The sequence below is a fragment of the Leifsonia sp. 10N434 genome (genome assembly GCF_056394405.1).
In genome coordinates this window covers 17103-42035 of the sequence record NZ_JBFTHV010000002.1, presented here as the reverse complement: position 1 = coordinate 42035, position 24933 = coordinate 17103, and the positions used below count along the sequence as shown (strand labels likewise).

The window sequence follows — 24933 nt, the reverse complement described above, 5'->3', positions numbered from 1 at the left end:
CCGCCGAGATCGACCCCGACGAGACCGGCCGTGCCGAGCTACTTGTTGAGCGGGCTCATGTCCGCGTAGCGGTCGCCGACCGCCGGGGCCACCTCGGCGAGGCGCTCGAGCTGATCCGCCGAGAGCACCAGCTCGTCGGCCTTCACGTTCTGCTCGAGGTTGGCGACGCGTCGCGTGCCCGGGATGGGCGCGATGTCGTCGCCCTGGGCGAGCAGCCACGCCAGCGCGACCTGTCCCGGCGTCGCGTCGAGTTCCTTCGCCACGGCGTCCACCTGCTCGACGATCCGGATGTTCGCCTCCAGGTTGTCCCCCTCGAAGCGCGGGTTGAACCGGCGGAAGTCGTCATCGGCCAGCTCGTCGAGCGAACGGATGGTCCCCGTGAGGAAGCCGCGGCCGAGCGGCGAGTACGGCACGAAGCCGATCCCGAGTTCGCGCACGGTCGGAAGCACCTCGGCCTCCGGATCGCGCGTCCACAGCGAGTACTCGGTCTGGATCGCCGTCACCGGATGCACGGCGTTCGCGCGCCGGATGGTCGCCGGCGCCGCCTCGGACAGTCCGTAGTGACGGATCTTGCCCTCCTGGATCAGCTCGGAGAGGGCGCCGACGGTGTCTTCGATCGGCGTTCCCGGGTCCATCCGGTGCTGGTAGTAGAGGTCGATGTAGTCGGTGTTCAGCCGGCGGAGCGAGCCCTCGACCGAGAGCCGCACGTTCTCGGGCGAGCCGTCGAGGGTGCGGACCGGCTGGCCGTTCTCCTCCGGGACGCGGTGGTTGATGGTGCCGAACTTCGTCGCGATCACGACCTCGTCGCGGTGCCCGGCGAAGGCCTTGGCGAGCAGTTCCTCGTTGCGGTACGGGCCGTACATCTCGGCGGTGTCGAACAGCGTCACGCCGAGCTCCATGGCACGGTGGATCGTCGCGATCGAGCCGGCGTCATCCGCGCCCGCGCCCGTGTAGAAGGCGGAAATGCCCATGCAGCCGAGGCCCAGGCGTCCGACCTCGAGCTTCTCGGTTCCCAGTGTGATCTTCTTCATGCGGTTACCTTTTCTTGATAGAGGCCGATCTTGTAGTCGATGGCGGCGAGACTCGCCGTCATCTCCTCGAGCTGGCGCACCACGTTCATCCGGTGGATGAGCAGGAGTTCGAGCCGGTCGGCGACGCTGTCGTCACCGCGGCGGGCGAGCTCGACGTATTCGCGCATCTTGGCGATGGGCATCGAGGTCAGCCGCAGCTTGGTGAGGAAGATCACCCAGTTCACGTCGGCCTCCGTGTAGCGCCGGTGCGTCGACGATGCGCGATCGACGGGCGCGAACATCAGCCCCTCGCGCTCGTAGTAGCGCAGCGTGTGCGTCGAGAGACCCGTGCGGGCCGCGACGCCGGAGATCGACAGTGTGCCGGTGAGCGCCGTCTCGGAAGATTCGGTCATATGAGCCACGATAAGACTTAGAGCGCACTCGAAGTCAATTGCGGGCTTAGTCTGGGAGAACGGAGCCACCGCGGCGCCCACGAGGGAGCCATCATGTCGGCCGATTCCATTCTTTCCGTCCCGCTCACGCTCGGCGTGCTCGCGACCTCCGCGAAACCGGATGAGCGGCGCCTGCCGCTGCACCCGGCTCGCCTCGACCGTGTCCCGGCCGAACTGCGTGAGCGCATCGTGCTCGAGAGCGGGTACGGCTCGCGGTTCGGCGTCGACGACGACGACCTGCGTCCGCTGGTCGGCCGGATCGCCTCCCGCGCCGAGGTCATCGCCTCCGCCGACGTCGTGCTGCTTCCCAAGCCGCAGCCCTCCGACCTCGACGACCTGCGCGACGGCCAGGTGCTGTGGGGCTGGCCGCACTGCGTTCAGGACCGCGAGATCACGCAGCGCGCCATCGACAAGCACCTCACGCTGATCGCGTTCGAGGCGATGAACCACTGGACCAGCAAGGGGAACTTCGCCCTGCACGTGTTCCATGTGAACAACGAGCTCGCCGGCTACTGCTCGGTCGTGCACGCTCTCGGGCTCGTCGGCCGCACCGGCGACTACGGGCGGCGGCTGAACGCGATCGTCATCGGCTTCGGGGCCACGGCGCGCGGAGCGGTCACGGCCCTCAACGCGCACGGCATCCACGACGTGCAGGTGCTGACCAACCGCGAGGTCGCGGCCGTCGGCTCCCCCATCCACTCCGTCCGGATCGTTCAGTTCGACCACGACGACGACGCGCCCCACCTCAGTCACGTGATCACCGATCACGGACGCGTCCCGCTCGCGCCGTTCCTGGCCGAGGCCGACATCGTGGTGAACTGCACACTCCAGGATCCGAACGCGCCGCTCACCTACCTGCAGGAGCCCGACCTCGCCGCCTTCACGCCCGGCAGTCTGATCGTCGACGTCTCGTGCGATGAGGGGATGGGATTCAGCTGGGCGCGGTCGACCACCTTCGACGACCCGATCTTCGAGGTCGGTGACCACGTGCAGTACTACGCCGTCGACCACAGCCCCTCGTACCTGTGGGACTCGGCGACCTGGGAGATCGGCGAGGCGCTCACACCGTTCCTCGAGGTCGTGATGGGCGGGCCCGAGGCGTGGCAGGCCGACCCGACCATCCGGCGCGCGATCGAGATCCAGGACGGCCTGATCGTGAATCCGGCCATCCTCACCTTCCAGAATCGCGAGCCTCTGCCGCCGTACCGGGATGTCCTCCGTCGCTGATACCGTCGCGGCATGGCTCTCACCCAGTACTACGTCGCCTCGTCCATCGACGGCTTCATCGCCGACTCCTCCGACCGCATCGACTGGCTGCTGCAGTTCGGGTTCGAGGCGTTCGACGAGCACTATCAGCGCTTCCTCTCGGGCATCGGCGCCATCGTGATGGGCGCAGCGACGTACGACTTCCTGCTCGCCGATCCGTCGCTCCAGTGGCCGTACGCGGGCATCCCGACCTGGGTGGTCACGCACCGCTCGCTCCCGGTGGTCGAGGGCGCCGACATCACCTTCTTCGAGGGCGACCTGGCGCAGCTCGATACCGAGCTACGCGACACCGCCGGCGATCGTGACGTGTGGGTGGTCGGCGGCGGTTCGATCGCCGCTCAGTTCGCCGACGCGGGGCTCCTCGATGAGTTGCACGTCACCTACATGCCGGTGCTCGTGGGGTCGGGCAAGCCGCTGCTGCCCGTCTCCGAGGTGAGCCGCCCGCTCGAGCTGCTGCGCACCACGCCGTTCGCCGGCGGGGCGATCGAGCACGTCTACCGGGTCGCCTGACCCGACGAGCGCTCGCGGCGGCTACGCGTCGAGGTGGCGCTCGCTGAGCTCGTCGGCCGGGAGCGGCCGAGCGATCGGGATGCGGCTGCCGAGCACCTGCGCCACGAGGTCGCGCGCGATCTTCTGCGGCGTCAGGCCGGCCTCTTCGAGGATCTGCTCGCGGGTGGCGTGATCGATGAACTCGTCGGGAAGGCCGAGCTCGTCCACCGCCGTGTCGATCCCGGCCTCGCGGAGGTCCTGACGCACCCGGGTGCCGATACCGCCCACCCGGATACCGTCCTCGATGGTGACGACGATGCGGTGGTCGGCGGCGAGGGTCAGGATGCTGCGGGGAACGGGCACCACCCAGCGCGGGTCGACGACGGTCGCACCGATGCCCTGGGCGGCGAGACGTTCGGCGACGGTGAGTCCGAGGGACGCCATGGGGCCGACCGCGACGATGAGGACGTCTTTGCGCTCCCCTTCGGCCAGCACGTCGACTCCGTCGTCGGTGCGGCGAACCGCCTCGATGTCGGGGCCGACCGAGCCCTTCGGGAACCGCAGGACCGTCGGCGCGTCGTCGACGACGACGGCCTCGGCCAGCTCCTCGCGGAAGCGCGCGGCATCCCGCGGCGCCGCGAGCCGGATGTTCGGCACGACCTGCAGGATCGCCAGATCCCAGATGCCGTGGTGACTGGGGCCATCCGGGCCGGTGACCCCGGCGCGATCGAGCACGAACGTCACCCCGGCGCGGTGCAGCCCGACATCCATCAGCACCTGATCGAAGGCGCGGTTGATGAACGTGGCGTACACGGCGACGACCGGATGCAGCCCGCCGAAGGCGAGCCCGGCCGCGCTCGTCGCCGCGTGCTGCTCGGCGATGCCGACATCGTGCACGCGCTCAGGGAAGCGCTCCGCGAACTTGTGCAGGCCGGTCGGGCGCAGCATCGCCGCGGTGATCCCCACGATCTTCGGGTTCTTCTCGGCCAGCTTCACGATCTCGTCGGCGAAAACCGACGTCCATGACGGCTTGCTCGAACTCTCGATGGGCTCGCCGGTCTCGGGATCGATCTGTCCGACCGCGTGGAACTGGTCGGCGGCGTCGCGCAGGGCGGGCTCGTAGCCGCGGCCCTTCTGCGTGATGGCGTGCACGATGACCGGCGCGCCGTAGTTCTTTGCCTGCCGGAGCGCCTCTTCCATCGCCTCGATGTCGTGGCCGTGCACCGGCCCGATGTACTTGATGTCGAGGTTGGAGTAGAGGGCTTCGTTGTTGGAGAAGCGGCTGAGGAAGCCGTGCAGTCCACCGCGCACGCCGCGGTAGAACGAGCGGCCCGGGCCGCCCAGCCGGTCGAACGCTTTGCGGCTGCTCAGGTACAGGCTGCGGTAGCTGCGCCGCGTGCGCACAGTATTGAGGAAGCGGGCCATGCCGCCGATCGTCGGGGCGTACGAGCGTCCGTTGTCGTTGACGACGATGATCAGGCGACGGGTGTTGTCGTCGCTGATGTTGTTGAGCGCCTCCCACGTCATGCCGCCGGTGAGCGCACCGTCGCCGACCATCGCGATGACGTGCCTGTCGTTCTGACCTGTCATGGCGAAGGCGCGCGAGATGCCGTCGGCCCACGAGAGGGAACTCGAGGCGTGGGAGCTCTCGACGATGTCGTGCTCGGACTCCGAGCGCTGCGGGTAACCGGCGAGGCCGCCCTTCTGGCGCAGCATGCTGAAGTCCTGCCGGCCGGTGAGCAGCTTGTGCACGTACGACTGGTGCCCGGTGTCAAACACGATCGCGTCCCTGGGCGAGTCGAACACCCGGTGGATGGCGATCGTCGCCTCGACGACGCCGAGGTTCGGGCCCAGGTGACCGCCGGTCTTCGCCACGTTCGCGACGAGGAACGCACGGACCTCCGCCGCGAGCTGGACGAGCTGCTCCTCGGAGAGACCGTCGAGATCGCGGGGACCGTGGATGGTCTCGAGGATGCTCATGGGTTCGAGTCTAGGCGCGGACGAATCAGAGGTGGCTCGGAAACATCGTTTCCGAGCCACCCCTTGACAGACCGAGCGTCAGACCAGGCTCCGCAGCACGTACTGCAGGATGCCGCCGTTGCGGTAGTAGTCGGCTTCACCTGGCGTGTCGATACGGACGACCGCGTCGAATTCGACCGTCTGCTTGCCCTCGGGCGAGTCGGCGGTCGGTGCGGCGGTCACGTGGACCGTCTTCGGCGTCGTGCCCTCGTTCAGCTGCTCGAGGCCGTCGATCGAGATCAGTTCGGTTCCGTCGAGGCCGAGCGACGCCCAGCTCTCGCCGGCCGGGAACTGCAGCGGAACGACGCCCATGCCGATGAGGTTGGAGCGGTGGATGCGCTCGAAGCTCTCGGTGATCACCGCGCGGACGCCGAGGAGGCTGGTGCCCTTCGCCGCCCAGTCACGCGACGAGCCCGAACCGTACTCCTTGCCGCCCAGGATGACGAGCGGGACGCCCTGTTCCTGGTAGTGCTGCGACGCGTCGTAGATGAACGACTGCGGGCCGCCCTCTTGCGTGAAGTCGCGGGTGTAGCCGCCCTCGACGCCGTCGAGGAGCTGGTTCTTGAGCCGGATGTTCGCGAAGGTTCCGCGGATCATCACCTCGTGGTTGCCGCGGCGCGACCCGTAGGAGTTGTAGTCCTTGCGGTCGATGCCGTGCTCGTCGAGGTAGCGGCCGGCGGGGCTGTCCGCCTTGATGTTGCCGGCGGGGCTGATGTGGTCGGTGGTGACCGAGTCGCCGAGCTTCGCCAGCACCCGCGCGCCCTGGATGTTAGTGACCGGCGTGGTCTCCAGCGTCATGCCCTCGAAGTACGGGGGCTTGCGCACGTACGTCGACTTCTCGTCCCACTCGAAGACCGAACCGGTCGGGGTCGGCAGCGACTTCCAGCGCTCGTCGCCCTCGAAGACGCTCGCGTACTCGTGCGTGAACATCCCCTCGTTGATCGAGGAGTCGATGGTCTCCTGCACCTCGGCGGCGTCGGGCCAGATGTCCTTGAGGAACACGTCGTTGCCGTCCTGGTCCTGACCGAGCGCGTCGACCTCGAAGTCGAAGTTCATCGACCCGGCGAGGGCGTACGCGATGACCAGGGGCGGGCTCGCCAGGTAGTTCATCTTGACGTCGGGGTTGATGCGGCCCTCGAAGTTGCGGTTGCCCGAGAGCACCGCGGTCACGGCGAGGTCGTTCTGGTTGACGGCCTGCGAGATCTCCTCGATCAGCGGGCCGGAGTTGCCGATGCAGGTGGTGCAGCCGTAGCCGACCGTGTAGAAGCCGAGGTCTTCGAGGTAGCCGGTGAGTCCCGCCTTCTCGTAGTAGTCGGTGACGACCTTCGACCCGGGAGCCAGCGTGGTCTTGACCCAGGGCTTGGACTTCAGGCCCTTCTGCGCCGCGTTGCGGGCGAGCAGACCGGCAGCGAGCATCACCGACGGGTTGGATGTGTTGGTGCACGAGGTGATCGCGGCGATCGCCACGGCGCCGTGGTCGAGCGTGAACGACGTGCCGGTCTCGGCGAGCGTGACCGGGGTCGGACTCGAGGCGGCCTTGGGCGCGTGACTGTGGTGGTGGTGCACGTGCATGCTGTTGGTGTCCTGCGGGCTGAGCTCGCCCGGGTCGGACGCCGGGAACGACTCCGAGATCGTCAGGTCGACGATGTCGTGGTCGATCTCCGCGTAGTCGACGAGGTCCTTCTCGAACTGGTCCTTCGCCTCGGCGAGGACGATGCGGTCCTGCGGGCGCTTCGGGCCGGCGATCGACGGCACGACGGTGCCGAGATCGAGTTCGAGGTACTCGCTGAAGACGGGCTCCGTCGACGGGTCGTGCCAGAGCGACTGCAGCTTGGAGTACTGCTCCACGAGCGCGATCTGCTCCTCGCTACGGCCTGTCAGACGCAGGTAGTCGAGGGTGACGTCGTCGATCGGGAACATGGCGGCGGTGGAGCCGAATTCGGGGCTCATGTTGCCGATGGTGGCCCGGTTCGCGAGCGGCACCTCGGCGACGCCGGCTCCGTAGAACTCCACGAACTTGCCGACGACGCCGTGCTTGCGCAGCATCTGCGTGATGGTGAGCACGACATCCGTCGCCGTCACACCGGTCGGGATGGCGCCGGTGAGCTTGAAGCCGACGACCTTGGGGATGAGCATCGAGACGGGCTGGCCGAGCATGGCCGCCTCGGCCTCGATGCCGCCGACGCCCCAGCCGAGCACGCCGAGGCCGTTGACCATCGTCGTGTGCGAGTCGGTGCCGACGCAGGTGTCGGGGTAGGCCTGGACGGCCCCGCCGACCTCGCGCGTCATGGTGACGCGGGCCAGGTACTCGATGTTGACCTGGTGCACGATGCCGGTTCCCGGCGGGACGACCTTGAAGTCGTCGAAGGCGGTCTGGCCCCAGCGGAGGAACTGGTACCGCTCGCCGTTGCGCTCGTACTCGATGTCGGTGTTGCGCTCGAGTGCGTTCTCGGTGCCGAACAGGTCGGCGATGACGGAGTGGTCGATGACCATCTCGGCCGGAGCGAGCGGGTTGATCTTGTTCGGGTCGCCGCCGAGGGCCGAGACGGCCTCGCGCATCGTGGCGAGGTCGACGATGCAGGGGACGCCGGTGAAGTCCTGCATGATCACGCGCGCCGGCGTGAACTGGATCTCGGTGTCGGGCTCCGACTCGGGGACCCAGCCGCCGAGGGCCCGGATGTGGTCGGCGGTGATGTTCGCGCCGTCTTCTGTGCGCAGCAGGTTCTCGAGGAGAACCTTGAGGCTGAACGGGAGCTTCTCATAGCCCTCGACCTTGTCGATACGGAAGACCTCGTACTCGGTCGACCCGACGGTCAGGGTGTCTTTCGCTCCAAAGCTGTTTACCGCAGACACTGTGCCCTCTCCTTCATTGGCAGGCCTGGTAACGCAAGCCCTCTGTCAATCTTGGTTGTGCGTCGAACTGTGTTTCCAGCAAGGCAAGCCTAAGTCGTCCGGCTGAAAATATATCTTGACGTCAAGATAAATCTACCACGCGTCATTCCCGATCGAAGACCAGCCCGCGGCGCTTCGCGAACCGGTAGAACAGCTCGATCCCGGCGGCGCCGACGGCGCCCACCACGATCCCCCACAGCAGCGCCAGGTCGAGCGACACGTGCATCTCGAAGAACTTCGCGGTGAACGGGATGACGCACACCAGCACCATCGCCGCCGCCACCGCGCCGAGCAGCCCCCACCGTGCCGGACTGAGCGGCCTGGTCAGCACGCAGAGGATCCAGAGCGAGACGCAGAAGAGGGCGATGGTCGTCACGCTGCGCGCCTCGTGCAGCGGGATCGACCGGTACAGCGGCACATACGCCACGACGCAGGTCAGTCCGGCGATCACGCCGGTCGGGATCGAGTACCGCAGGATCCGGCCGAGCACGCCGGCGCGATAGATGCGCCGGTTCGGCGCCAGAGCCAGGAAGAACGACGGGATGCCGATCGCCAGGGTCGACACCAGCGTGAGCTGCCGCGGCAGGAAGGGGAACGGCCACAGCGCCACCGCGCTGACGAGCGCGAGCAGGATGCCGTAGACGGTCTTGGCGAGGAAGATGTTCGAGACCCGCTCGACGTTGGCGATCACCCGGCGCCCGAATGACAGCACATCGGGCAGACGGTCGAAGCGGCTGTCGAGCAGCACGAGACGAGACACGGCCTTGGTCGCCGCTGTCGCATTGCCCATCGCGATGCCGAGGCTGGCATCCTTGATCGCCATCGCGTCGTTGACACCGTCACCGGTCATCGCGACCGTGCGTCCCTGCTCGCGGAGCAGCCCCACGGCAGCACGCTTCTGCTCGGGGCTGACCCGCCCGAAGACGTCGGAGGTGGCCAGGGCGGCGGCGAGCGCCTCATCGTCCGCGAGCACCGAGGCGTCGACGACCTCCCCCGAGAGCCCGAGCCCACCGGCGATCGCCGCGACCGTCGCCGGGTTGTCCCCCGACATCACGATCACGCGCACGGATTGCTCGGCGAAGTAGCCGAGCGTGGCGGCCGCCTCCGGCCGCACCGTCTCGCTGAGCACCAGCAGCGCGGCCGGCTCCACCGCGAGCCCGGCGATCGGCGCGTGCGAGCCCGCCGGGAGCGCGTCCACCGCACGCACCAGGGCGAGCGTCCGCTGCCCGGTCGCCGCCACCGTCATGGCCGCGGCCAGCTCATCCGGATGATCGGCCAGCACGCGTTCCGGGGCACCCAGGATCCACGACTGGGAGTCGCCGTCCACCGTGATCACCACCGCGCTGTACTTGGTCGCCGAGCTGAACGGCACGCGCCGGTGCACCCGGAAGCGCTCGGAGCGGAAATGGCTCGACAGGATGCCGGCGGTCGCGTTGCCGGCGTCGTCGCTGCCGAACGCCGCGAGCGCCACCCCGACCTCGTCGTCGCCGATCGCGTCGCCGAGGAGCTCGGTGCGGTCGAAGCCGAGCTCACCGGTCGTGAGCGTGCCGGTCTTGTCGAGGCAGAGGACGTCGACGCGGGCCAGCACCTCGACCGCGGCCAGCTCCTGCACGAGCACCTTGCGCGCTGCGAGCTGGATCGCGGCGACGCCGAACGCGAGGCTGGTGAGCAGCACCAGCCCCTCCGGGATCATCCCGACCACGGCCGCGACCGCGTCGAGCAGTGCGCGCCGCCAGCGAGCGTCGACGAACAGGGTGTTCCAGCCGCCGTAGGTGAGCACCCGTCCGATCAGCGTGATCAGGATGACCGGGCCGAGGATCCACGACAGATAGACCAGGATGCGGTTGGTCGCGTCGCGCAGTTCCGAGTGCACGAGCGTGCGCTTGCGGATCTCGCTGGTCAGCTTGCCCGCGTACGAGTCGGCGCCGACCGCCGTGACCACGGCGAAGCCGGTTCCGCTGGTGACATGCGAGCCGGAGAGGAGCACCGCGCCGTCGTCCTTGAAGACCGGGTCCGACTCCCCGGTCAGCATCGACTCGTCGAGGGCGAGGCCCGTGCTCTCGACCACTCGGGCGTCGGCCGGCACCTGATCACCGGGGCGCAGCACCAGCAGGTCGTCGAGCACGACACCTTCGAGTGCCACGGAGACGACCTGCCCGTTGCGCCGCACCCGGCTCTCCGGGGCGGCGAGCAGCGCTGCCCGGTCGAGCACGATCTTCGCGCGCACCTCCTGCACGATGCCGATCAGTGCGTTCACGACGACGACGCCGTAGAAGAAGCCGTCGCGCAGGTCGCCGAGCACGAGCACGGCGATGAAGCACACCGTGAGGATGCCGTTGAACAGCGTGAAGATGTTCTCGCGGAGGATGTCCGCCATCGACCGCGAGGTCGGTTGGTGCTGGGTGTTGCCGCGACCGTCCGACAGACGTTCGACGACCTCCGCGCTGGTCAGCCCCTCCCTGGTTCGCGCGTCCAGCATGGCCTACCCCTCGGCCGGCTTCTTCGTGCCGGTGCCCGCGAACTGCCCGCGCACCACGAACCAGGTGATGAGCAGGAGCGGGGCATAGAGAGGGACGCCCATGAGGAGCTTGGTGAGGGCGAGCGCGCTGGTCGCGGCGTCGGTGTGCGCAAGATAAAGAGGTACCTGCACCAAAAGCCTCGCGGCGAACAGCAGGAACCAGAGGAACGTGAGCGCCTGCATCACCCGGTAGGTGTTCTTGCGCGAGCGCCACGCCAGGCCGTCGCCCATGAGGTAGCCGGCGGCGAGACCGATGAGCGGCCAACCCACCAGGATCGAGATCAGGAGAGCGGCGCCGTAGGCGGCGTTCGTCCAGATGCCCAGGATGAAATTGTCTTCGCCACGTCCGGTGATCAGGGCGAGGATGGCCGAGATCCCGACGCCGAGCAGACCGGCGATCGCCTGGGTCACCGGCGTCTTGCCGATCAGCCGTACGGCGGTGAAGATGATCGCGACCAGCACCGAGCAGCCGATGGACAGCGGCACGTTCTGCGTGAAGGTGAAGAGGATCAGGAAGACCAGGCCGGGCAGGATGGTCTCCGCCAGCCCGCGGAAGCCGCCGAGCGCGCCGAGGAGAGCCGCGCCGGTCGAGTTCTCGCGGTCGGCGAGCTGTCCGAGACCAGACTTCTGCGCTGCCCGGGCGAGCGACTCCCCGATGGCCGACGGGACGGCGTCGCGGGCGGCGTCGTCCTCGTGTCCCGGGTCCTCCGGGGAACGATCGGTCATGGAACCCGCCTAGAGGGACGTGTAGTCATCGGGGCCGGTCGACGGCGCGGTGGGCATCCGGAGCGGGATGAGGTCGCGCGGCGGCATCGGCGACGAGCCGCGCACCACGACGATGCTGCGGAACAGGTCTTCGACGAGGGCGGCGGCATCCGGCTTGATCGCGGCGTCTCCCGCGATGACACCGCGGAGGAACCAGCGCGGGCCGTCGACGCCGACGAAGCGCGCGACGCGGGTCTCGCCGGGTGCGCCCTGCGGTGCCGCGACGGGGATCTCGGCGACGAGTTCCGGACCGAATACGCCCTCGCGCTCGGTCGTGCGCCCGCCCTGGCGGTTGACCTGATCGGTGATCTGCTCGCGGATCTCGTGCCACAGCCCGCTCGAACGCGGAGCGGCGAACGGCTGCACCTGCAGGGTCGAGTTGGCGTAGTCCAGGCCGACGGCGACGACGCGCTGCGTCTCCTCCTCGACCTCGAGCCGGAGGTGCAGACCTTCGCGCGGGAGGATCTTCACGCCGCCGAGGTCGACGTACGGACGCACCGGATTGGCTTCGCTCTCGTCGAGCGGTCCCTCGGTCTCGCGGTCCTCCGGCGCCGACTTCTCCCAGATCTCGGGATCGGTGCTAGACGTATCGCTCACGCGTGTTCTCCTGACTGCGTCACTGTGTATCCGGTCGAGCCGAAGCCTGCGGCTCCTCGGGTGCTCTCCGGAAGGCTCTCGACGGGCACGAACCGGGCCCGGGTGACCGGCATCACGATCAGCTGCGCGATCCGGTCGCCGACGGCGATATCGTACGGCATCGAGCTGTCGGTGTTCAGAACGGTCACGCGGATCTCTCCGCGGTAGCCGGCGTCGACGGTGCCCGGCGAATTCACGATCGTGATGCCGTGCTTGGCGGCGAGGCCGCTGCGCGGGACCACGAAGGCCGCGTAGCCGTCGGGCAGCGCGACCGAGACGCCCGTCGGCATGGTGTGGCGCTGCCCGGGAGCGAGCGTCACGGGCTCGGCGGCGCACAGATCGGCGCCGGCATCGCCCGGGTGGGCGTAGGCGGGGAGCACGTCGGCGACGATCGGAACGTCAACGGTATCGGTCACGTGTCGAGGGTAGTGCAGAAGTCTGATCGAATAGAGCCATGGACCTGTACCGCGAGCGCCTCTACGCTGCCCCCTGGCTCTTCATCTCGAGCGCCCTCGTCATCCCGATCACGATCCTGATCCTCGCGCCGATCGACCTGGCGGTCGGCATCGTCGTCTCGATCATCTTCTACGCCGCGATCGTGGCGGCGTTCATCCTGTCGGCGCCGACCATCCGGGTCACGGCGACCGAGCTGTTCGCGGGCCGGGCGCGCATCCCGCTGTCGCTGATCGGACAACCGGCCGGCTACACGGGCGAGGAGGCGAGCCTCCAGCGCGGGCAGCGCCTCGATGCGCGTGCGTGGCTGCTGATGCGCGGCTTCATCTCCGGGGTCGTCACCGTCCCCGTGCTCGACCCGGACGACCCTGCGCCGTACTGGCTCCTCTCAACAAGAAACCCGGACCAGTTGGTCCGGGTTCTCGATGAGGCTCGCCTCGCGTCAAGCTGACCGCCCTTAGGCTGCGCACTCCACGCAGATCGGTCCGAGCTTCGTCTCGTGATCGATCTGCGAGCGGTGCTTCACCAGGAAGCAGTTCACACAGGTGAACTCGTCCGCCTGGGGCGGCAGCACGACGACGTCGAGGTCGAGGTCCGACAGGTCGGCACCGGGGAGCTCGTAACCACCCGGGTTGTCGGCGTCTTCGACGTCGACGACCCCGGACATCTTGTCCGGCACTCGCTCCTTGAGGGCCTCGATCGACTCTGAGTCGTCTTCGGTCTTCCGCGGTGCGTCGTAATCCGTTGCCATGCCCATCCACTTCTTATACATAACGGCCGATTCTTCGCAATCGGCGGCGATAGTTTGCATCAATCCCAGGGGAATAGCAAACCACTCAAAAAGCTCCCAGGGATTGCTCGGTTTTCAACTTCCGGCACGCCCGCGTTATTCCCTGGAAACCCGCTTCACGCGTGGCATTCTTGGGCCGTACGCCAATAGCTGGGAAGGCATCCACCATGCAGGATCTGAAGGTCATCGGAGTCGAAGACGGAGCGCTCGTCGCCGTCGGCGATGACGGTGAACGTTTCCGCATCGCCATCGACGAAGCACTCCACTCGAAGGTGCGCCAGTTCAGGCAGGAAGCGTCCGCCGCGTCACCCAAACTCTCGCCGCGCGAAGTGCAGGCGCACATCCGCTCCGGCATGTCCGCAGAAGACGTGGCCACGGTCACGGGCGCGCCGCTGGAGTACATCCAGCGGTTCGAAGGTCCCATCGTCGCCGAGCGCGAGCACATCGTCGCCAGCGCCCTGAGCGTGCCCGTGCACACCACGGTCGATGTCGACCCGCTGGGCGAGGGCAACACCTTCGGCGCGGTCATCCGCGACCGCCTGGCCTCCCTCGGCGTCACCGGTGAGCGCTGGGCGAGCTGGAAGGATTCGGAGGCCGGCTGGATCCTCAAGCTCGAGTTCACGGCCGACCAGATCGACCACGATGCGCGTTGGAGTTACGACGCGCGCAAGCACGCACTCTCCCCGCTCAACTCGGAGGCCACGACGCTGTCGCAGGCCGGAGAGCTGAAGGGCGCACTCATCCCCCGGCTGCGGGCCGTGATGCCGCACGACTCCGAACCCGATGAATCGCGGTTCGACAGCGGCGCGTTCACGTTCCCCGAGCCGCCGAGCGACCTGATCGGTCCCGACACGGCCCCGTTCCTCGAGCCGCTGGTCTACGGCCGCACGCTGACCTCGGCCAACAACTCGATCTCGGTGTCCGCGATCAAGCGGGCCGACGACGAGACGCCGCGCGACCTGCACCAGACGGCCGATCTTCTCGAGGCGCTCCGGCGCCGTCGCGGAGAGCGCGAGGCGGCCACCTACGAAGAGCGCACCGAACCGTCCGTCGAGCTGGCGGACGCGCCCGTCGAGGCACCCGTGCCCGTGCGCGTGATCGACGAGCCGTTCGACATCTTCGAACCGCTGCGCGAGGACTCGCCGGAGGGCACGCCCCCGAACGCTCCCGTCTCGTCGGCGGCCTCGGCTCCGTCGTCGGTGATCCCGTCACCGTCGCCGTCTTCGTCGGGCGCCACCGGGCCGCAGCCGCGGGCCGGCAAGAAGGGCCGCGCGTCGATGCCGAGCTGGGACGAGATCGTCTTCGGCGCGCGCACGGACGACGACCTGGCCTGAGTCAGCGCGTACTCGACGCGAACGCTCCGAACCGGAGCAGCGGGACACGCGTCTCGTCGGCGGTGAGCGAACCGTGCTGGCCGATCATGTTCTGCCCCGTGCGTGACGGATCGCGCGAGTCGTAATAGGCGATCCGCTTGCGGGCGGCCACCAGCACATCGCCGATGCGCGGCAGGACCTCCGGAGCCACCTCCGGACCGAACCACCCCATCGCCACGGCCTCGTCCCTGGTCGCCACCCATGCGCGGTCGCCCTCGACGTCGCGCCAGCGCTCGGCCAGCTGCGTCGCCGCCTCGGCCCCGGGGGTCTCGAGATAGAGATGCAGCAGTCGCGGCTCTCCGCCGATGGCCGAGACCCCGTCGACCAGTTCGGGAGCGGTGTCGAACAGCACGTGCCCGCTCGACGGAACATCGATCACGCCGTGGTCGGCCGTGAGCAGCGCACCGTGCCGCGGACCGAGCCGTCTCGTGAACGACGCGACCAGCGCATCCAGGGTCTCGAGGGCATCCGTCCAGTCGGGCGACTCCCAGCCGCGCGCATGGGCGAGCTGGTCGAGCTCGGACACGTAGAGGTAGGTGAGCCCCGGACCTGGCGTCTGCACGATCCGCTCGGCCTCGGCGAAGCGCTCCGCCATCGTGCGACCGCCGACGTACTCGGCCCCGCGCAGGATCGCGTGCGTGAACCCGGAGTCGCTGTGCTTCGGCATCCCGATCGCCCAGCTGCGCACGCCGTTCTCCGACGCCTGCTCGAACACCGTGCGCGATCGCTGCCAGGTCGCAGGATCGAGCCGACCGTCCCAGCCGTTCAGCTGGTTGACGAGACGCCCATTGACGGTATCCCGCACCTTGTATCCGACGAGACCGTGCTCGCCCGGGTACGTCCCCGTCGCGAGGGTGGCCAGCGCGGCCGCGGTCGTGGTCGGGAAGCCGGCATCGATCGTCGTGGTCTTGCCGAGCAGGGGCGCCAGAGTCCTGGCGTGACCGGCGCGGGAGCGGAGTGCAGCGGCCCCGAGTCCGTCGACGACGATGACGACCGCGTGATCGACCTCCGGGAGGTCCAGCTCGTTGGCCTCACCGGCGAGCGCGGCCGAGCAACTTGGCAGAACAGCGGCAAGGCTCGAACGCGTGGTGAAGGCGGCCGGTAGCATGGGGGGCATCCGGCCCAGTTTGTCATACGGCGTCCGACCGCACGAGGTGGCGCACGACGAACGGGGCCGGCACCGTGAGACCCCTCTCCCTTCCCGAGATTGCACGAATGACACCGACAGACGACCAGCCCGGCGCGGGCACCACCGAACGCATCGAAGACGTCGACGTCACGACCGAGATGCAGGGCTCGTTCCTCGAGTACGCCTATTCGGTGATCTACTCCCGCGCCCTCCCGGATGCCCGTGACGGCCTCAAGCCGGTGCAGCGGCGCATCCTGTACCAGATGACCGAGATGGGGCTGCGGCCCGACCGCGGACACGTGAAGTCCGCGCGCGTCACCGGCGAAGTGATGGGAAAGCTGCACCCGCACGGCGACAGCGCCATCTACGACGCCCTGGTGCGCATGGCGCAGGACTTCACGCTGCGCGTTCCGCTGATCGACGGCCACGGCAACTTCGGATCCCTCGACGACGGCCCGGCCGCCCCGCGCTACACCGAGGCCCGCCTGGCCGCGGCCGCGCTCGCCCTCACCGAAGACCTCGACGAAGATGTCGTCGACTTCGTCCCCAACTACGACAACCAGCTCATGCAGCCGGATGTACTTCCCGCGGCCTTCCCGAACCTGCTCGTCAACGGCGCCAGCGGCATCGCGGTCGGCATGGCCACCAACATGGCGCCCCACAACCTCATCGAGGTCGTCGGGGCGGCCCGCCATCTCCTGGCGAATCCGGATGCCACGCTGGACGACCTCATGGAGTACGTCCCCGGCCCCGACCTGCCGACCGGCGGCACCATCGTCGGCCTCGCCGGGGTCCGCGACGCGTACGCCACCGGGCGCGGAAGCTTCAAGACCAGGGCCAAGGTCTCGGTCGAGTCGATCACCGCGCGCAAGAGCGGGCTCGTCGTCACGGAGCTCCCCTACCTCGTCGGCCCCGAGAAGGTCATCGAGAAGATCAAAGACGGCGTCAACTCCAAGAAGCTCTCCGGCATCTCCGACGTCACCGACCTCAGCGACCGCCAGCACGGCCTCCGGCTCGTCATCGGCATCAAGACGGGCTTCAGCCCCGAGGCCGTGCTCGAGCAGCTCTACCGGCACACGCCGCTCGAAGACGGCTTCTCGATCAACAACGTCGCGCTCGTCGAGGGCGGCCCGCAGACGCTCGGGCTCCGCGAGCTCCTCACCGTCTACATCGACCACCGCGTGCGCGTGGTCACGCGCCGCTCCGAGTTCCGCCTCGGCCGCCGCAAAGAACGGCTGCACCTGGTCGAGGGTCTGCTCATCGCCATCGTCGACATCGACGAGGTCATCCAGGTCATCCGCACCAGCGACGACACGGAGCAGGCACGCACGCGCCTGATGGACGTCTTCGACCTCAGCACACTGCAGGCCGACTACATCCTCGAGCTGCGTCTGCGCCGCCTCACGAAGTTCTCGCGCATCGAGCTCGAGAACGAGAAGGCCCAGCTCGAGGCGGAGATCGCCGAGCTCGAGGAGCTGCTGAGCAGCCGCGAAAGCATCAACGCGCTGGTCTCCGACGAGCTCGAGCAGGTGGCCGCCAAGTTCGGCACGCCGCGCCGCACGCTGCTCACCGAGGCCCGCCCGTCCATCGCCACGGCGTCGGTGCGCGGCAAGCAGCCCGTCGTGCTCGAGGTGGCGGATGTGCCGTGTCGCGTGCTCCTGTCGACGACCGGCCGCATCCTGCGCGTCGATCAGCAGCCGGATGACGAGGGCGGCCTCGACCGCATCGCCGCGCCGGCACGGCGCAGCAAGCACGACGCGATCCTCACGCAGCTCGACACCACCACGCGCACCGAGATCGGCGCCGTGACGAACACGGGCCGGCTCATCCGGTTCTCCCCCGTCGACCTGCCGGCCGTGCCCGTGAACTCGGTACAGCTCGGCGCCGGAGTGAAGGTCGGCGACTATCTGGCCCTCGCCGATCGCTCGGAGAAGATCCTCGCGGTGGTCTCCCTGACCTCGCCGAAGTCGATCGCGCTCGGCACCCGGCAGGGCGTCGTGAAGCGCGTGACGGCCGGCGACTGGGCGAACAAGCCCGAGTTCGAGATCATCGCTCTCAAGCCCGGCGACGCGGTCGTCGGCGCCGTGCAGGGCGACGACACCGACGAGCTCGTGTTCGTGGCCAGCGACAGCCAGCTGCTGCGCTTCCCGGCGTCCGCCGTGCGCCCCCAGGGGCGCGCCGCCGGCGGTATGGCCGGCATCAACCTCGGCGCGGATGCGCGGGCCGTCCACTTCACGAGCATCCCGGCGGAAGAGCGCGACGAGGTGGTCGTGGTGACGATCGCCACGGGCGGCGACACGCTGCTCGGCGCCGACCCCGGCAGCGGCAAGGTGAGCGACTTCTCGGAGTTCCCGGCCAAGGGACGCGCGACCGGCGGTGTCCGCTCGCAGCGCTTCCTCAAGGGCGAGACGGAGGTCGCGCTCGCCTGGGCCGGCCGGGCCCCCGCCCTCGCCGTCGGGCCGGACGGCGCCGCGCGCGTGCTCCCGGAGGGCGGCTCACGCCGCGACGCCTCCGGCACCCCGCTCGACATGGTCGTCGGCTCCATCGGCCGCCGCCTCGGCGCCTAGCGCCCCGCGCCCATACGCGCCTGCGCTCGCACCCACGTGCGCTCGCACCCACGCGATCGAGTCCGAACTTGTTGCTCCGACACGCCGGATTTCGGCGCAACAAGTTCGGACTCGATCGCGTCGAGCCGGGGCTCGCGCTAGGCGTCGATGCGGGCGCGGGAGAGGTCGTCCGCTCCGGCGATGATGAACTCCTTGCGCGGCGCGACATCGTTGCCCATCAGCAGCTCGAAGACCGCCGAGGCCTGCTCGGCGTCGGGAACGCGCACCCGCCGCAACGTGCGGTGGTGGCGGTCCATCGTCGTCGTGGCCAGCTGGTCGGCATCCATCTCGCCCAGCCCCTTGTAGCGCTGGATCGGCTCCTGGTATCGCTTGCCGCGCTTCTTCAGGTCTGCGAGCACGGCCTGCAGCTCCGCCTCCGAGTACGTATAGATCGTCTCGTTGGGCTTCGTGCCGGGGTTCATGACGATCACCCGGTGCAGCGGAGGAACGGCCGCGAACACGCGACCCTCCTCGATCATCGGGCGCATGTAGCGGAAGAACAGGGTGAGCAGCAGGGTCCGGATGTGCGCTCCGTCGACATCCGCGTCGCTCATGATGATGACCTTGCCGTAGCGCGCCGTCGACAGGTCGAAGCTGCGGCCGGATCCGGCGCCGATGACCTGGATGATCGCCGCGCACTCCGCGTTCGAAAGCATGTCGGAGACCGACGCCTTCTGCACGTTGAGGATCTTGCCGCGGATCGGCAGCAGAGCCTGGTACTCGCTGTCGCGGGCGCGCCGGGCGGTGCCGAGCGCCGAGTCGCCCTCGACGATGAAGAGCTCGCTGTTGCCGACGTCGTTCGACCGGCAGTCGACGAGCTTGGCCGGCAGCGACGACGTCTCGAGCGCATTCTTGCGGCGCTGCGTCTCCTTGTGAGCGCGCGCCGAGATCCGGGACTTCATCTCGGCCACGACCTTATCGAGCAGCAGCGCGGACTGCGCCTTGTCGTCGCGCTTGGACGAGCCGAACCGCTCGGACATCGCCTTCTGCACCACCTGCGCCACGATCGCCCGCACCGCCGGGGTGCCGAGGATCTCCTTGGTCTGGCCCTCGAACTGCGGCTCGGGCAGACGCACCGTGAGCACAGCGGTCAGGCCGGCCATCACGTCGTCCTTCTCGAGCTTGTCGTTGCCGACCTTGAGGCGGCGCGCGTTCTGCTCGACCTGCTGCCGCAGGAACTTCAGCATGCCCTGATCGAAGCCGGTCTGGTGGCTGCCGCCCTTGGGCGTGGCGATGATGTTGACGAAACTGCGCATCACGGTGTCGTATCCGGTGCCCCAGCGCAGCGCGATGTCGACCTGGCATTCGCGCTTGAGCTCGGTCGGAAGCATCGCACCCGAGTCGGAGAGCACCGGAACCGTCTCGGTGAAGTGGCCTTCGCCGGTGAGCCGCCACGTCTCGGTGATCGGGCTGTCGGGGGCGAGGAAATCGACGAACTCCGAGATGCCGCCCTGGTACTCGAACGCGGTCTTCTCCCCCTCGGGGCTCCGCTTGTCGTCGATGGTGATCGTGAGTCCCGGCACGAGGAACGCGGTCTGACGCGCGCGGCCGATCAGGTCGTCGCCCTGGAAGTCCGCACCCTTGGTGAAGATCTGACGGTCGGCCCAGTACCGGATGCGCGTGCCGGTGACGCCGCGCTTCACCTTGCCGACGACCCGCAGCTCGCTGTTCTTCACGAACGGCGTGAAGGGGGCATCCGGGCTCGGCTCGTTCTTGCCGTCGTCGAAGATGCCGGGCTCGCCCCGGTGGAACGACATCGCCCAGGTCTTGCCGTCGCGGTCGACCTCGACGTCGAGCCGCTCGGAGAGCGCGTTGACGACCGATGCTCCGACGCCGTGCAGACCACCGGATGCGGCGTACGAGCCCGTGCCGAACTTGCCGCCGGCGTGGAGTTTCGTGAAGACGACCTCGACGCCGGACAGCCCGGTCTTGGGCTCGGCGTCGACGGGGATGCCGCGGGCGGTGTCCCTCACCTCGACGCTGTCGTCGGAGTGCAGGATCACGTCGATCGTCGAGCCGTGACCGGCCAGCGCCTCATCGACCGAGTTGTCGATGATCTCCCAGAGGCAGTGCATGAGACCGCGCGAGTCGGTCGAGCCGATGTACATGCCTGGGCGCTTGCGCACCGCCTCCAGTCCCTCGAGGACGGAGAGGTGTCTGGCCGAATAATCTGAGCTCGCCACGAGCGCTCCTTGCAGAAGTCGGGGCGCCGCGGGTGCTGATGAGGGGGCTGGCGCCATCCCACCCTCCAGCCTACGGAGTCTTCGGGCCGACGCCCGCCACCGACACCCACGGCCCATGGGCTACGCGTTGAGCGAAATAGCAGGCAAATCACGCAGTGTTCCCGTGAGAACGTGGTTCTATAGAGGTATCGAGTTCACGGGTTGCGATCTGAAAGGAGCATCACATGTCGACGATCACCACGGAGAACGGTGCGGTTGACGAGCTCGCATCGGGGCCGCAACTGACGGCGGCCGACCGTTGCGACAGCTGCGGAGCACAGGCGTACATCCGCGTCGTCGTTAATAACGGCGAGCTCCTCTTCTGCGCTCATCACGGCAAGAAGCACCAGGAGAAGCTGTCGGAGATCGCGCACAGCTGGCACGACGAGACCGCGCGTCTCTTCGAGGACCAGCGCGCGTAGGCTTCGCGACGTTCCCCCTGACTGCTGACGATGGATTCGCGGCCGACGAGTGTGCACAGGCACGCGTTCGTCGACCTCGAACGAATCGTCCGTAACGCAGCAGACAGCGGTTCACCGCTCACCGACTCCACCGCCGACCTCCGCGCCGACGCGTACGGACACGGGCTCATCCCCGTGGCACGTGCGCTGTCGGATGCGGGGGTCGGCGGTTTTCTCGTCTCCCGGTACGAAGACGCAGCCGCGCTTGCGGACGCCGGTCTGAGCGGAGCCGTCGTCGCGAGCGTCGACGACCCGTCCACCCGCGGCCCCCTCATCGGGACCGAGCTGTTCGGCCTGGACGAGGCACGCGGACTGCCCGCGCTCCGGCTCGTCGGCGAGGTCATCGCCGTCAAGCACGTCGGCGCCGATCGCGGTGTCTCGTACGGCTACACCTACCGCACGGCGAAGCCGACGAGCCTCGCGCTCGTCGCCCTCGGGTTCGCCGACGGCATCCCGCGCGTCGCCTCGAACAAGGCGCCGGTGCGTGTCGGTGACTTCACCGGCCGCGTGACGGGCCGCATCGCGATGGACCAGTTCGTCGTCGATCTCGACGGAAACTCCGCCGAGCCCGGTGACCGCGCCGTTCTCTTCGGCGATCCGGTGCGCGGCGAACCGAGCGTCGCCGACTGGGCCCGGGTGATCGGCATCGCCGCCCCCGTCATCACCAGCCGGCTCGGCACCCGCATCGAGAGGGTGTACCGCGCATGACGATCACCGACGCCATAGCCGAACCGCTGCCGCGCGCAGTGATCGATCTCGCCGCACTGCGGCACAACGTCTCCCACCTCGCCGCACTCATCGCGCCGTCCGAGGTGATGCTCGCGGTCAAGGCCGACGCCTACGGGCACGGCCTCCTCCCGATCGCCCGCGCCGGGCTCGAATCGGGTGCGACCTCCCTCGCCGTCCTGGAGATCCCGGCCGGCCTGGTGCTGCGCGGGGCCGGTATCACCGTGCCGCTCCTGGCCTGGCTGCACGGACCCGACGCCGACTTCCGCGCCGCCATCGAGGCCGACATCGAACTCGGCGTCTCCGCGCGCTGGCAACTCGACGCGATCGCCGCCGCCGCGGCGGACCGTCCCGCCGTGATCCATCTCAAGGTCGACACCGGCCTCAGCCGCAATGGCGCCACCATCGAGGAATGGCCGGGTCTGATCGATGCCGCCGTGGCCCTGCAGGAGCAGGGCGTGGTGCGCATCCGGGCCGCCTGGTCGCACCTCGCCGACGCCTCCATCGACGACGACGAGAAGGCGCTCGGCGAGTTCCGCGCCGCCGTGGCGATCGCCGAGGAGCGCGGCGCCCGGTTCGAGATCCTGCACCTGGCGGCCAGCTCCGCGGGCATCCGGATGCCGGAGGCCCGCTTCGACCTCGTGCGTCTCGGCATCGCCGCGTACGGCATCTCCCCGTTCGACGACAGCACGGGAGCCGATCTGGGTCTGGTGCCGGTCATGCGGCTGGAGGCTCCGGTGACGGAGATCCACGTCGGCGGCACCTCGCACGCCCGCATCGCCATCGGCTACGGCGACGGCGTGCCCACTCTCGGCATCGCGAAGGCGCACGTCGCCATCGGCGGCATCCCGCGACAGGTGGTCGCGGTGGAGGTCGACTCGATGCTGGTTGAGATGGGCAGCGATCGGGTTCGTGTGGGAGACACGGCGACGCTGTTCGGCCCCGGCGTCAACGGCGAGGTCATCGCCGAGAAATGGGCGGACTGGGCCGAGACGATCGCTGACGAGATGGTCACCGGCGTCGCACAGCGTGTCCCCCGCGTCTACCTCGGCTGACCCAGCCGTCAGCCGTCAGCCGTCAGCCGTCAGCCGAGCTTGACTCCGAGGCGATCGGCGATGGCGCGGCGCGCGTTCGCGGCGAACCGATCGACGTGCTCCAGCTCGCTCGTCGTCGCCAGCGGCTCGGACGTGCCACGGAGCGCAAGCGCAGAGCCGAGCATCCGGTCGGCGAGTGACGGGTTCATCGGGAGCACCGGACCGTGCAGGTGCGTGCCGATCGCAGCCGCGATGCGCACGCCCTCGTACCGCACGGACGACGACGCCTCGTTCCCGAAGCCGCTGATGACGGTGCCGAGCGGCTCGGCGCCCTCGAGCACGGTGGTCGCGGAGTGGTTCTCGAAGCCGGCGAGCGTTCCCTCGGAGGTGCGCACGACGATCTCGCCCACGTGACGTTCGGCGCCCAGTGTCGCGCGCGTCGGGAACACGCCGGCGCCGGCCAGTCGCTCGCCGTCGCTCGTCACGAGCTCGGAACCGAGGAGCTGCCAGCCGCCGGCGATCGCCAGAACGGGGACTCCGCCGTCGCGCCAGTCCCGCAGGGCGGGCGCGATGCGCTGGACGTCCTCGAGCACGACGCGCTGCGACGACAGCGGGCCGCTGCCGATGTGCACGATGTCGATGTCGTCGGGGAGCCGGCCGCCGGCCTCGTGCGTCACGACCTCGGTCTCGATCCCCCGCCACCGGGCGCGCTCGACGAGCGCGGTCACGTTGCCGACGTCGCCGTTGATCCCGAGCTCGCGCGGGTACAGGTGCAGGATGCGCAATGCCGTCATTTCTCGCCGCCCTCCAGGTCGAGGAAGCCGAGCTGCTTGCGGATCAGCATCATCTGCTCGTAGTTCACGATCATGGTCTTGGTGCCGTGCGACGGCTTGGGCAGTGCGAGGAAGGCGTTGAGGGCCGGCCGGAGCTCCGGCACGACGGATCCGACCGGAATGCCCGCATAGCCGAAGCGCGTCGCGAACTGCCAGGCCTTGGTGCCCGAGATCACGTCGACGTGCGCGATCGACGAGAGATCGATGTCGTACACCCACGACGGGTCCGGCGTCCCCTCGTCGACGGCGACGAACACCTGCTCGGGCGCCTCCGCCAGGTAGTCGAGGTTGAGCTGCAGGCTCGGCGGGTTCTTCATCATGATGATCTCGATGTCCTCGTCGCCGACCCGGAGCGTCTCGCCGCGTCCGTAGACGGTGCGGAGCGACGTCATCGCCCTGGTCACGGCGTCGGCACGGAACCGGTCGCCGAGAAGGCGGCGGGCCATCGCCGTCGCGCCGGCCGCGTCGACCGCGTAGTGCAGGCCCCGCGCGGGCAGTGCGATCTCGACGCTCGAAGCAGGTGTCGACGGCCCGGCAGCGGCGAGGTCGAGCGACGCCGTGCGGGCGCCGAGGGAGGCGACGGTGACGGTGGGCAGCGGGAGCGTGCCGGAGGCGACGCCCGAGAAGTCCTCGACGTTCGCGAGCCCGTTCGGCGACGCGGCGATCAGAGCCGGAGCGACCGCGAAGGTCGAGACGTCGCGACCCTCGGCGGCGAGCTCGGCGCCCACGCGCGCCAGGCTGTCGTCATCGGCGTTCACCACGACGAACTCGGACGATCGCGCGCCGATCGTGCGGAGCATCCCGACCACGCGGGTGGGCTCGAAGAAGCGGTTCAGCTGATCGATCTGCACGTTGAGCAGCAGCGACGCCCGCGGCTTGAGCACGGTCGCCAGATCGACACCGTAGGCCTCGTCGACCTCGATCACCCCGACGTCGCCGCGCACGTAGCCGTCGAGCGGAACGCTCGCCAGTAGAGCGGAGGCGATGCCCTGCGGGAGGTTGCCTCCCGACGGGTTCGTGAAGACGTTCAGACCGTGCTCACGCAGGATGCCCGTGAGCATGTTGGTCGTCGTGGACTTGCCGTTCGATCCGGAGACGAACACGACTCCGAGGGGAAGCCGGCTGACCGACCGCTCCAAGAAGCGCGGGGCGATCGCCAGGGCGACCCTGCCGGGCACGGCCGATCCCCCGCCGCGCAGGCGCAGAAGCCAGCGGGCGAGGCGACCGGCGATGACGGCCAGTCTGTAGCGCACTCCCCC

General features: G+C 68.9%; 21 protein-coding genes. 8 read left to right on the top strand and 13 right to left on the bottom strand.

Annotated elements, in window-relative coordinates; translation table 11 throughout:
* Positions 1 to 38: 38 nt before the first annotated feature.
* Both AC1DB1_RS05800 and AC1DB1_RS05795 read right to left on the bottom strand, forming a co-directional pair.
* Positions 39 to 1031, bottom strand: a complete 993-nt coding sequence (locus AC1DB1_RS05800) for an aldo/keto reductase (protein WP_477200109.1) — start codon at positions 1029 to 1031, stop codon at positions 39 to 41.
* Entirely contained in the window at positions 1028 to 1423 is a 396-nt protein-coding gene (locus AC1DB1_RS05795; RefSeq protein WP_271178872.1) for a MerR family transcriptional regulator, read from the bottom strand. The genes AC1DB1_RS05800 and AC1DB1_RS05795 overlap by 4 nt, the downstream gene beginning before the upstream one ends.
* A 93-nt stretch (positions 1424 to 1516) precedes the next feature.
* Between AC1DB1_RS05795 and AC1DB1_RS05790 the strand changes: the two genes are divergently transcribed.
* Both AC1DB1_RS05790 and AC1DB1_RS05785 read left to right on the top strand, forming a co-directional pair.
* Positions 1517 to 2689 carry a N(5)-(carboxyethyl)ornithine synthase gene (locus tag AC1DB1_RS05790; protein ID WP_477200108.1) on the top strand — a complete coding sequence of 391 codons (1173 nt, stop codon included), beginning with the start codon at positions 1517 to 1519 and terminating at the stop codon, positions 2687 to 2689.
* A gap of 12 nt (positions 2690 to 2701) precedes the next feature.
* Positions 2702 to 3238 carry a dihydrofolate reductase family protein gene (locus tag AC1DB1_RS05785; protein ID WP_477200107.1) on the top strand — a complete coding sequence of 179 codons (537 nt, stop codon included), beginning with the start codon at positions 2702 to 2704 and terminating at the stop codon, positions 3236 to 3238.
* 21 nt (positions 3239 to 3259) lie between these two features.
* On the opposite strand, the gene dxs is transcribed toward AC1DB1_RS05785, so the two are convergent.
* The 6 genes from dxs to dut form a co-directional block, all read right to left on the bottom strand.
* Positions 3260 to 5197 carry a 1-deoxy-D-xylulose-5-phosphate synthase gene (dxs, locus tag AC1DB1_RS05780; RefSeq protein WP_477200106.1) on the bottom strand — a complete coding sequence of 646 codons (1938 nt, stop codon included), beginning with the start codon at positions 5195 to 5197 and terminating at the stop codon, positions 3260 to 3262.
* 78 nt (positions 5198 to 5275) lie between these two features.
* Positions 5276 to 8089, bottom strand: a complete 2814-nt coding sequence (gene acnA, locus AC1DB1_RS05775) for an aconitate hydratase AcnA (RefSeq protein WP_271178876.1) — start codon at positions 8087 to 8089, stop codon at positions 5276 to 5278.
* Positions 8090 to 8231: 142 nt separating this feature from the next.
* Positions 8232 to 10607, bottom strand: coding sequence for an HAD-IC family P-type ATPase (locus AC1DB1_RS05770; protein ID WP_477200105.1), 2376 nt, complete (start codon positions 10605 to 10607; stop codon positions 8232 to 8234).
* 3 nt (positions 10608 to 10610) lie between these two features.
* Entirely contained in the window at positions 10611 to 11372 is a 762-nt protein-coding gene (locus tag AC1DB1_RS05765; RefSeq protein ID WP_477200104.1) for a DUF3159 domain-containing protein, read from the bottom strand.
* 9 nt (positions 11373 to 11381) lie between these two features.
* Positions 11382 to 12008: a DUF3710 domain-containing protein gene (locus AC1DB1_RS05760; RefSeq protein ID WP_271178879.1), complete on the bottom strand. Its 627-nt coding sequence runs from the start codon at positions 12006 to 12008 to the stop codon at positions 11382 to 11384.
* The gene (dut, locus tag AC1DB1_RS05755; protein ID WP_477200103.1) at positions 12005 to 12463 is read right to left on the bottom strand and encodes a dUTP diphosphatase; all 459 of its coding nucleotides are present in this window, start codon (positions 12461 to 12463) and stop codon (positions 12005 to 12007) included. Before dut ends, AC1DB1_RS05760 begins: the two co-directional genes overlap by 4 nt.
* A 38-nt stretch (positions 12464 to 12501) precedes the next feature.
* Here dut and AC1DB1_RS05750 point away from each other — a divergent pair, with 38 nt between their 5' ends.
* Entirely contained in the window at positions 12502 to 12951 is a 450-nt protein-coding gene (locus AC1DB1_RS05750; protein ID WP_271178881.1) for a DUF3093 domain-containing protein, read from the top strand.
* A 6-nt stretch (positions 12952 to 12957) separates the two neighbouring features.
* Here the strand turns inward: AC1DB1_RS05750 and AC1DB1_RS05745 are convergent, their stop codons facing one another.
* Entirely contained in the window at positions 12958 to 13251 is a 294-nt protein-coding gene (locus AC1DB1_RS05745; RefSeq protein ID WP_026307201.1) for a DUF4193 domain-containing protein, read from the bottom strand.
* A gap of 206 nt (positions 13252 to 13457) precedes the next feature.
* On the opposite strand from AC1DB1_RS05745, the gene sepH reads away from it, so the two are divergent.
* Complete coding sequence (gene sepH, locus AC1DB1_RS05740; protein WP_477200102.1) at positions 13458 to 14624, top strand: septation protein SepH; 1167 nt, start codon at positions 13458 to 13460, stop codon at positions 14622 to 14624.
* A gap of 1 nt (position 14625) precedes the next feature.
* On the opposite strand, the gene AC1DB1_RS05735 is transcribed toward sepH, so the two are convergent.
* On the bottom strand, positions 14626 to 15780 hold the full coding sequence (locus tag AC1DB1_RS05735; RefSeq protein ID WP_477200101.1) for an alkaline phosphatase family protein: 1155 nt from the start codon (positions 15778 to 15780) through the stop codon (positions 14626 to 14628).
* 98 nt (positions 15781 to 15878) lie between these two features.
* On the opposite strand from AC1DB1_RS05735, the gene AC1DB1_RS05730 reads away from it, so the two are divergent.
* A complete protein-coding gene (locus AC1DB1_RS05730) occupies positions 15879 to 18359 on the top strand; it encodes a DNA gyrase/topoisomerase IV subunit A (RefSeq protein ID WP_477200100.1) in 2481 nt (826 codons plus the stop codon).
* Between the two features lie 137 nt (positions 18360 to 18496).
* On the opposite strand, the gene AC1DB1_RS05725 is transcribed toward AC1DB1_RS05730, so the two are convergent.
* Positions 18497 to 20581 (bottom strand): DNA gyrase/topoisomerase IV subunit B, encoded by a 2085-nt coding sequence (locus AC1DB1_RS05725; RefSeq protein WP_271178885.1) that lies wholly within the window; start codon positions 20579 to 20581, stop codon positions 18497 to 18499.
* Positions 20582 to 20805: 224 nt separating this feature from the next.
* On the opposite strand from AC1DB1_RS05725, the gene AC1DB1_RS05720 reads away from it, so the two are divergent.
* Genes AC1DB1_RS05720 through alr form a run of 3 tightly spaced genes read left to right on the top strand, consistent with a single transcriptional unit; the run spans position 20806 to position 22862 of the window.
* The gene (locus AC1DB1_RS05720; RefSeq protein ID WP_223690763.1) at positions 20806 to 21042 is read left to right on the top strand and encodes a DUF7455 domain-containing protein; all 237 of its coding nucleotides are present in this window, start codon (positions 20806 to 20808) and stop codon (positions 21040 to 21042) included.
* Between the two features lie 30 nt (positions 21043 to 21072).
* A complete protein-coding gene (locus AC1DB1_RS05715) occupies positions 21073 to 21789 on the top strand; it encodes an alanine racemase C-terminal domain-containing protein (RefSeq protein ID WP_477200099.1) in 717 nt (238 codons plus the stop codon).
* Positions 21786 to 22862 carry an alanine racemase gene (alr, locus tag AC1DB1_RS05710; RefSeq protein WP_271178887.1) on the top strand — a complete coding sequence of 359 codons (1077 nt, stop codon included), beginning with the start codon at positions 21786 to 21788 and terminating at the stop codon, positions 22860 to 22862. Before AC1DB1_RS05715 ends, alr begins: the two co-directional genes overlap by 4 nt.
* Before the next feature lie 29 nt (positions 22863 to 22891).
* On the opposite strand, the gene AC1DB1_RS05705 is transcribed toward alr, so the two are convergent.
* Complete coding sequence (locus AC1DB1_RS05705) at positions 22892 to 23635, bottom strand: type 1 glutamine amidotransferase (RefSeq protein WP_477200098.1); 744 nt, start codon at positions 23633 to 23635, stop codon at positions 22892 to 22894.
* A complete protein-coding gene (locus AC1DB1_RS05700) occupies positions 23632 to 24927 on the bottom strand; it encodes a MurT ligase domain-containing protein (RefSeq protein ID WP_477200097.1) in 1296 nt (431 codons plus the stop codon). Before AC1DB1_RS05700 ends, AC1DB1_RS05705 begins: the two co-directional genes overlap by 4 nt.
* Positions 24928 to 24933: the final 6 nt, after the last annotated feature.